This is a genomic window from Massilia sp. NBRC 108631 (genome assembly GCF_059704565.1).
The window spans coordinates 1-7,571 of the sequence record NZ_BAAKJE010000263.1; the positions used below are offsets into that span (position 1 = coordinate 1).

A 7,571-nucleotide genomic window follows, 5' to 3' on the forward strand; every position below is an offset into this window, starting at 1 on the left:
TAGCCGGCGCGCTTGGCCATTTCGATGGCGGCGAAGGTCTCGGTCAGGGTGCCGATCTGGTTGATCTTGATCAGGATCGAGTTGGCGATGCCCTTCTGGATGCCTTCCTTCAGGATCTTGGTATTGGTGACGAACAGGTCGTCGCCCACCAACTGCACGCGCTTGCCCAGCACTTCGGTCAAGGTGGCCCAGCCGTCCCAGTCGCCTTCGGCCATCGCGTCCTCGATCGACACGATAGGATACTTGTCGCACCACGAGGCCAGCAGACCGGTAAATTCGGCGGCGCTCAGGCTCAGGCCCTCGCCCTCCAGCTGGTACTTGCCGTCCTTGTAGAACTCGGAAGCGGCGCAGTCGAGGCCCAGCGCGATCTGCTCGCCCGGCTTGTAGCCGGCTTCTTCGATGGCCTGGATGATCAGCTTGATCGCCTCTTCATGCGACGAGACCGACGGCGCGAAGCCACCCTCGTCGCCCACCGCCGTGGTCAGGCCCTGCTTGTGCAGGATCTTCTTCAGCGTGTGGAACACTTCGGCGCCGTAGCGGATCGCTTCGCGGAAGGAAGGCGCACCGACCGGGATGATCATGAATTCCTGGATGTCCAGGTTGTTGTCGGCGTGCGCGCCGCCGTTAATCACGTTCATCATCGGCACCGGCATTTCCATGCCGCCCGAGCCGCCGAAATAGCGGTACAGCGGCAGTCCCGACTCCTCGGCGGCGGCCTTGGCCACGGCCATGGACACAGCCAGCGTGGCGTTGGCGCCCAGGCGCGACTTGTTCTCGGTGCCATCCAGGTCGATCAGCGTGCGGTCGATGAACGCCTGCTCATTGGCGTCCAGGCCGATGATGGCTTCCGCGATTTCGGTGTTGATATTCTCGCAGGCTTGCAGCACGCCCTTGCCGAAGTAGCGCTTCGGATCGCCGTCGCGCAGCTCGATGGCTTCGCGCGAACCGGTCGAGGCGCCCGACGGCACGGCTGCGCGGCCGGTGACGCCGGACTCCAGCAGCACGTCGCATTCAACGGTGGGATTGCCGCGCGAATCGATGATTTCGCGCGCAATAACGTCAACAATTGCAGTCATTCCAGGTCTCCGGTGGGTACGAGTTATCAGTTATGCGCAGGTGCGCCAAGCTTCATGATCTTCAGTGCGTTGGTGCCGCCGACCAGGCCCATGGGCTCGCCCCAGGTCAGCACCACGGTGTCGCCGCGTTCGGCAATGCCGCGCGCCACCAGCAGTTCCTCCACCGAGCGCAGCACCACTTCGCGCTCGCGCGTCTGTTTCAGTTCCAGCGCCTGCACGTTGCGGTACAGCGCCAGCTTGCGCTGCGTGGCCACGCTCGGCGTGAGCGCGATGATCGGGATGTCGATATTGTTACGGCTCATCCACAGGCAGGTGGAACCGGATTCGGTCAGCGCGGCGATGGCCTTCACGCGCAAGTGGTGCGCGGTAAACAGCGCGCCGTAGGCAATGGACTGGTCGATGCGGCTGAAGGTGGTGTTGATCAGGTCCACGTCCGGGTTGGACGGGTTCCACTTCTCCGCATCCAGGCAGATCGCCGCCATCGCTTCCACAGTCTCGACGGGGTATTTGCCGGACGCCGTTTCGGCCGAGGTCATCACCGCGTCGGTGCCGTCCAGCACCGCGTTGGCCACGTCCGATACTTCGGCGCGGGTCGGCACGGCGTTGACGATCATCGATTCCATCATCTGCGTGGCGGTGATGGCCAGCTTGTTGGAAGCGCGCGCCATCTTGATCATGCGCTTTTGCAGCGCCGGCACGGCCGCGTTGCCCACTTCAACGGCCAGGTCGCCGCGCGCCACCATGATGCCGTCGGACGCGTCCAGGATTTCCTGCAGCGCCGGAATGGCTTCGGCGCGCTCGATCTTGGCGATCATGAACGGCTTGTGCTGGTAAGGCTCGCCGGCGATATTGGCCAGCTGGCGCGCCATCACCATGTCGGTGGCGTTCTTCGGGAAGGACACGGCGATATAGTCCGCCTGAAAGCTCATCGCGGTCTTGATGTCTTCCATGTCCTTGGCCGTCAGGGCCGGCGCGGTCAGGCCGCCGCCCTGGCGGTTGATACCCTTGTTGTTCGACAGTTCGCCGCCAATTTTCACGGTGGTGAAAATTTCGCTGCCGGAGATGCGGTCCACCACCAGCACGATCAGGCCGTCGTTCAGCAGCAGCACGTCCTGCGGACGCAGGTCGCGCGGCAGGTCCTTGTAATCCAGGCCCACGCGTTCCAGGTTGCCCAGTTCGCCATTCTCGCCCCACTTCGCATCCAGGATGAAGCGTGCGCCGTTCTCCAGCTGGATCTTGCCTTCCTCGAATTTGCCGACGCGGATCTTCGGACCCTGCAGGTCGGCCATGATGGCCACTTCGCGGCCGCAGTGCGCAGCCGCTTCGCGCACCATGCGGGCGCGCTCGACGTGGTCTTGCGCCTTGCCGTGCGAGAAATTCAGGCGCACGACATCGACACCGGCCTTGAACATGCGGATCAGGGTTTCAATGTCGTTCGAGGCCGGGCCGATGGTCGATACGATCTTGGTGGCGCGGCGGGCAATGCTTGCTGGAGTATGTGGCACGTTGTCTCTTTCGTGTTGTAGGTTGAAATAAGCGCAGCGTCAGCCGCTGTTGCGCAGGCCGGCGGCGATGCCGTTGATCGATAAATGGATGCCCTCGCGCGTGGCGGCATCCGAATCGCCATCGCGGAAGCGGCGCAGCAGCTCGACCTGCAAGTGGTTCAGCGGATCGATGTAGGGGAAACGGTTGCGGATCGAGCGTTGCAGCAGCGGGTTGGCGTCCTGCAGCTCGGCCTGGCCGGTGATCTCCTTCAGCGCGGCGATGGTGCGCTCATGCTCGGCGCGGATGCGGCCGAAGATGGTGTCGCGCAGCGTGGCGTCGCTCACCAGCGTGGCGTAGCGGCTGGCGATGGCGATGTCGCTCTTGGCCAGCACCATGTCCATATTGGACAGTAGCGTGTTGAAGAACGGCCAGTCGCGGTACATCTGCCGCAGCAGCGCCAGGCCGTCCTTGTTCCGGGCCAGGAATTGCTGCACGGCCGAACCGAAGCCGAACCAGCCCGGCAGCATCACGCGGCACTGGGCCCAGCTCAGCACCCACGGAATGGCGCGCAGGTCTTCGATCGAGGTGGACTTCTTGCGCGAGGCGGGACGGCTGCCGATGTTCAGCGCGGCGATTTCCGAGATCACGGTCGATTCCCAGAAATAGGTCTCGAAGCCTTCAGTCTCGTACACCAGCGAGCGGTAGCTGCGCATTGCCTCGTCCGACAGCGCCTGCATGGCGGCCAGCTGGGCGGCGTCCGGCTCGATGCCGCGCGGCGGCAGCATGGTCGCTTCCATGGTGGCGGCCACCATCACCTCCAGGTTGCGGCGGCCCACTTCCGGATTGGCGTACTTGGCGGTGATGACTTCGCCCTGCTCGGTGAGGCGGATGCGGCCCTGCACCGCGCCTTGCGGCTGGGCCAGGATGGCTTCGTAGCTCGGACCGCCGCCCCGGCCGACGGAACCGCCGCGGCCGTGGAACAAACGCATCTTGACGCCGTGGCGCTTGAACACTTCCACCAGCTCGATCTCGGCCTTGTACAGTTCCCAGCCGGAGGTGAGGAAGCCGCCGTCCTTGTTGGAGTCCGAATAGCCCAGCATCACTTCGTGCAGGCTGCCGCGCGAGCGCAGCAGGTCCATGTACAGCGGCAGGCGGAAGGCGCGGTCCATGATGTCCGGACCGGCCTGCAAGTCGCCGATGGTTTCGAACAGCGGGATGATGTTGACCGCCATCGACGATACTTCGGTGACGGAGCCGGCGCGCAGCAGGCCGTGTTCCTTCAGCAGCAGCGCCACTTCCAGCAGGTCGGACACACTGTCGGCCTTGGAGATGATGTAGTTGGTGATGGACTCGGCGCCGTAGGCGCGGTGCGCATCGCCCACCGCGCGGAAGATGGCCAGTTCGCCGGCGGTCTCTTCGGAATAGGTGGTGTACGGGGAAATCAGCAGGCGCGGGGTGTGCAGCTCTTCCAGCAGCAGCTTGCAGCGCTCGGATTCGGACAGCGACGCGTAGTCCACGCCGGGACGCGCGCTGGCCAGGATTTCGGCCACCACGCGCTGGTGCACGTCCGAATTCTGGCGCAGGTCGATCGGCGCCAGCGAGAAGCCGAACACCTTCACCGCGCGGCGCAGCTGGCGCAGGCGCCCCCGGGCCAGCACGGCCGAGCCGTGCGCCACCAGCGATTCGTGCACCGTTTCCAGGTCGGCCAGCAGTTCCTGCGCCGACGCGTAAGGCTGGGCTCCCGCGCCGGGAGCGGCCGGCGCGAAGCCGGCCGCCGCCGCGGCCGGCCAGATGGTGGCAACGGCCGCACGCGCGCCCGCCGCGGCGCTGGCAGCGGCGCCGGCGTCGGCGCGGCCGGCTGCAGCGGCGCTGGTCAGCAGTGCGCGGTTGGCGGCCAGGCGGTTATGGATGCCGTAGATGGCGCGGCGGTACGGTTCGTCCACGCGGTGCGGCGAATGGTCGGGCGAGGCGTCGGCCAGCTGGCGCAGCTGCTCCGAGCAGCCCGCCATGGTCTGCGCCAGCGACAGCTGCGAGGCCAGCTTGTGCAGCTCGCCCAGGTAGTGTTCCAGCGCCACGTCGGCCTGGCGCGCCAGCGTGGCGCGCAGCACGGTGGCGGTAACGAAGGGGTTGCCGTCGCGGTCGCCGCCGATCCAGCTGCCCACTTTCATGAAGGTCGGCAGTTCCTCGTCGGCCCAGCGCGCATCCAGCTTGGCCAGCATGTCCTGCAGGGTGCTGTACAGCTGCGGCAGGCCGCTCAGGATGGTGCGGTCGAAGAAGGACAGGCCGTTCTCCACCTCGTCCAGCACCGACAGCTTGGCCGTGCGCAGCAGGCGGGTTTGCCACAGCGTGTGGATGCCGCGCGCCAGCGCTTCGTCGTTCTGCTCCTGCTCTTCGGGCGTCATCTGCACGCGGTCGCGTTCATCGAGTTCGCGGGCGATGGCCATCTGGCAGTTCAGGGTGCTCTTGCGCTGCACCTCGGTCGGGTGCGCGGTAAACACGGGGCTGATGTGGGCCTCGGCGAAAAAGTCGCCGAAGGCTTCCGTGCGGCCGGCGCTCACCACGTTCTGTACCGCCTTGGCCAGGCTGCCCAGGCGCGGCGCCGAACCGGCCAGCAAGTGCGCGCGGCTGCGCCTGCTGTGGTGCTGGTCTTCCGCGATATTGGCCAGCAGCGAGAAGTAGCCGAAAGCGCGTATCAGCTGGCTGGTTTCGTCCGGCGACAGCGCGTGCAGCGCCTCTTCCAGCTGCGCCTGGGCGCCCGCGTCCTGCTCGCGGCGGAAGCGGATCGCCAGTTGCCGCACGTTTTCAATGCGGTTGAATGCCTCATCGCCGTGCTGCGCACGGATGGTGTCGCCCAGCATGCGGCCCAATTGGCGGATGTCGCGCCCCAGTAACTCGTCCTTGAACCCCACCGAATTTGAACCGTCCATCTCCCGCCTCATCAGTATGTAGTAATTTTTCAGTTTAGAATCAGAATTACAGCAAAACTGACACGTAGACACAATACACCGTGCCAGATACCTGCTATATCGTAAATTTACTACATTATGTGACAAAAAACCCAGCGTCGGCAACTGAATTCTTTGCCGATTTGTATATGTATTTGGAATGGCGCCACACCGCAGGCGCACGCGCCGCGCCGCCTGCGGAAGGCGGCGCCGGGGCTCAGGCGGGAGGCGTTTCGCCCGGCAGCACCTTGTCCGGCGTCATGGGCGTGCTGCGCAGGCGGCGGCCGGTGGCGTGGTAGATGGCGTTGCTGACGGCGGCGGCCACGCCGACGATGCCGATCTCGCCCACGCCCTTGGCGCCGATGCGGCTGACGATGCGGTCATCCTCCTCCACGAACACCACCTGGATGTCGTGGATGTCGGCATTGACGGCCACGTGGTACTCGGCGAAGTTGTGATTCATGAAACGTCCGTGGCGGTGGTCCATGCTGCTTTCCTCGTGCAGCGCCTGGCTGATGCCCCACACCACCCCGCCCGACACCTGGCTGGCCGCCGTGCGGGCGTTGATGATGCGCCCGGCCGCCACCGCGCTCACCACCCGCGTCACGCGCACCGTGCCCAGCGCCTCGTCCACCCGCACCTCGCAGAAGACCGCCGAATGCACCGCGCGCGTGTACTTGCGCTGCTTGAGCATGGCCGGCAGCATCAGGTATTTTTCCTCCATGCGCTGCATGCCGGCCGTGGCCAGCAGCGCCGCCAGCCCCACCGACACCTCCGGCCGCGCGCGCAGGCGCAGCGCGCCCCCGGCGAATTCCACGTCCTTCATGCGCTTGCCGGAAAATGGCGAGTCCGGCAGCCGGTGCGCCAGTTTGAGCAGGCTTTTGCACAGTTTCTCGCACACGCCGGCCACTGCGGAGCCCACCGTGGCCACGTGCGACGATCCGCCCTCGACCGGCGCCACCGGCAACGTGGAGTCGCCCAACTGGAATACCACCCGTTCGAGCGGCAGGCCTAGCGCCTCGGCCGCGATCATGGCCATGGCGGTGTAGGTGCCGGTGCCGATATCGGTGGCGGCACTGCTGACCACCAGCCTGCCGTCCGCATGCAGCACCGCGCTGGCGCGGGCGAACATCTGCATCGCGTCCCACATGCCGGTGGCCATGCCCCATCCCACCAGTTCGCGGCCCACCCGCATGGCGCGCGGCGCCGGCGGCCGGCGCGCCCAGCCGAACAGCTGCGCGCCCTGCTGGTAGCACTGGCGCAGCTGCTTGCTCGAATACGGCTTGCCGTCGGTGGGGTTCACGCTTGCGTAGTTCGCCAGGCGCAGCGCCAGCGGGTCCATCTTGAGCACATAGGACAGTTCGTCCATGGCGATTTCCAGCGCGTGCATGCCATGCGCGGCGCCGGGCGCGCGCATATCCAGCGGCGTGAACTGGTCCAGCGCCACCAACTGGTAGTCCAGCCTGATGTTGTCGCAGGCATACAGCTGGCCGGACCAGTTGACCACCGCTTCCACATAGTCCTCGCTGCGCGAGGTTTCCGCCACCGCCTCGTGCATGATGGACTGCAGCTTGCCGTCCTCGCTTGCGGCCAGCCGTAGCCGCTGCACCGTCTCCGGCCGGTGGCCGAAGGTAAACATCTGCTGGCGCGTGAGCGTCACGCGCACCGAGCGTTTCAGCATCAGCGCGGCCATCACGGCCAACGGCAGCTGGTACTGCGGGCGCAGGCCGGAGCCGAAGGCGCCGCCCACGTAGGTGTTGCGCACGGTGACTTTGTCCTTGGCCAGGCCGAACACGTGCGACACGTACCAGCGGCTGTTCTGCGAGCTTTGCGTCTTGTCGTGGATGGTCAGGTGGCCGTCCCGGGCCCGGATCACCGTGGAGGAAAACAGCTCCATCGGGTTGTGGTGCTCCACGCCGCTGTAAAAGCTGCTATCGATGCGCACCGGCGCCGCCTCCCAGGCCTGCAGCGCGTGGCCCTTCTCGTCCGGCGGCGGCGTGTAGCCCGCCTTCATGTGGCTCGGCTCCCTGGCGCGCTCCAGGTGCGAACGCAGGCCGGTCTGGTG

The 7,571-nt window shown here is 66.1% G+C and carries 4 protein-coding genes; all 4 read right to left on the reverse strand.

From position 1 onward, the window contains the following. Window positions 1-1,076 (reverse strand): phosphopyruvate hydratase (gene eno / locus AC6H42_RS28845; RefSeq protein ID WP_497549519.1); only part of this gene is annotated, 1,076 nt, incomplete at its 3' end. A 26-nt stretch (window positions 1,077-1,102) separates the two neighbouring features. Further along, window positions 1,103-2,581, reverse strand: a complete 1,479-nt coding sequence (gene pyk / locus AC6H42_RS28850; RefSeq protein ID WP_229418142.1) for a pyruvate kinase — start codon at window positions 2,579-2,581, stop codon at window positions 1,103-1,105. Between the two features lie 39 nt (window positions 2,582-2,620). Next, window positions 2,621-5,488 (reverse strand): phosphoenolpyruvate carboxylase, encoded by a 2,868-nt coding sequence (gene ppc / locus AC6H42_RS28855; protein ID WP_057154787.1) that lies wholly within the window; start codon window positions 5,486-5,488, stop codon window positions 2,621-2,623. Between the two features lie 235 nt (window positions 5,489-5,723). Further along, the coding region (locus tag AC6H42_RS28860) for a xanthine dehydrogenase family protein molybdopterin-binding subunit (protein ID WP_497549520.1) at window positions 5,724-7,571 on the reverse strand (1,848 nt) is incomplete at its 5' end.

What these genes read in the sequence shown, in the direction of transcription:
- ppc (WP_057154787.1), bottom strand. Translation starts at nt 5,488, where the DNA reads ATGGACGGTTCAAATTCGGTGGGGTTCAAGGACGAGTTACTGGGGCGC.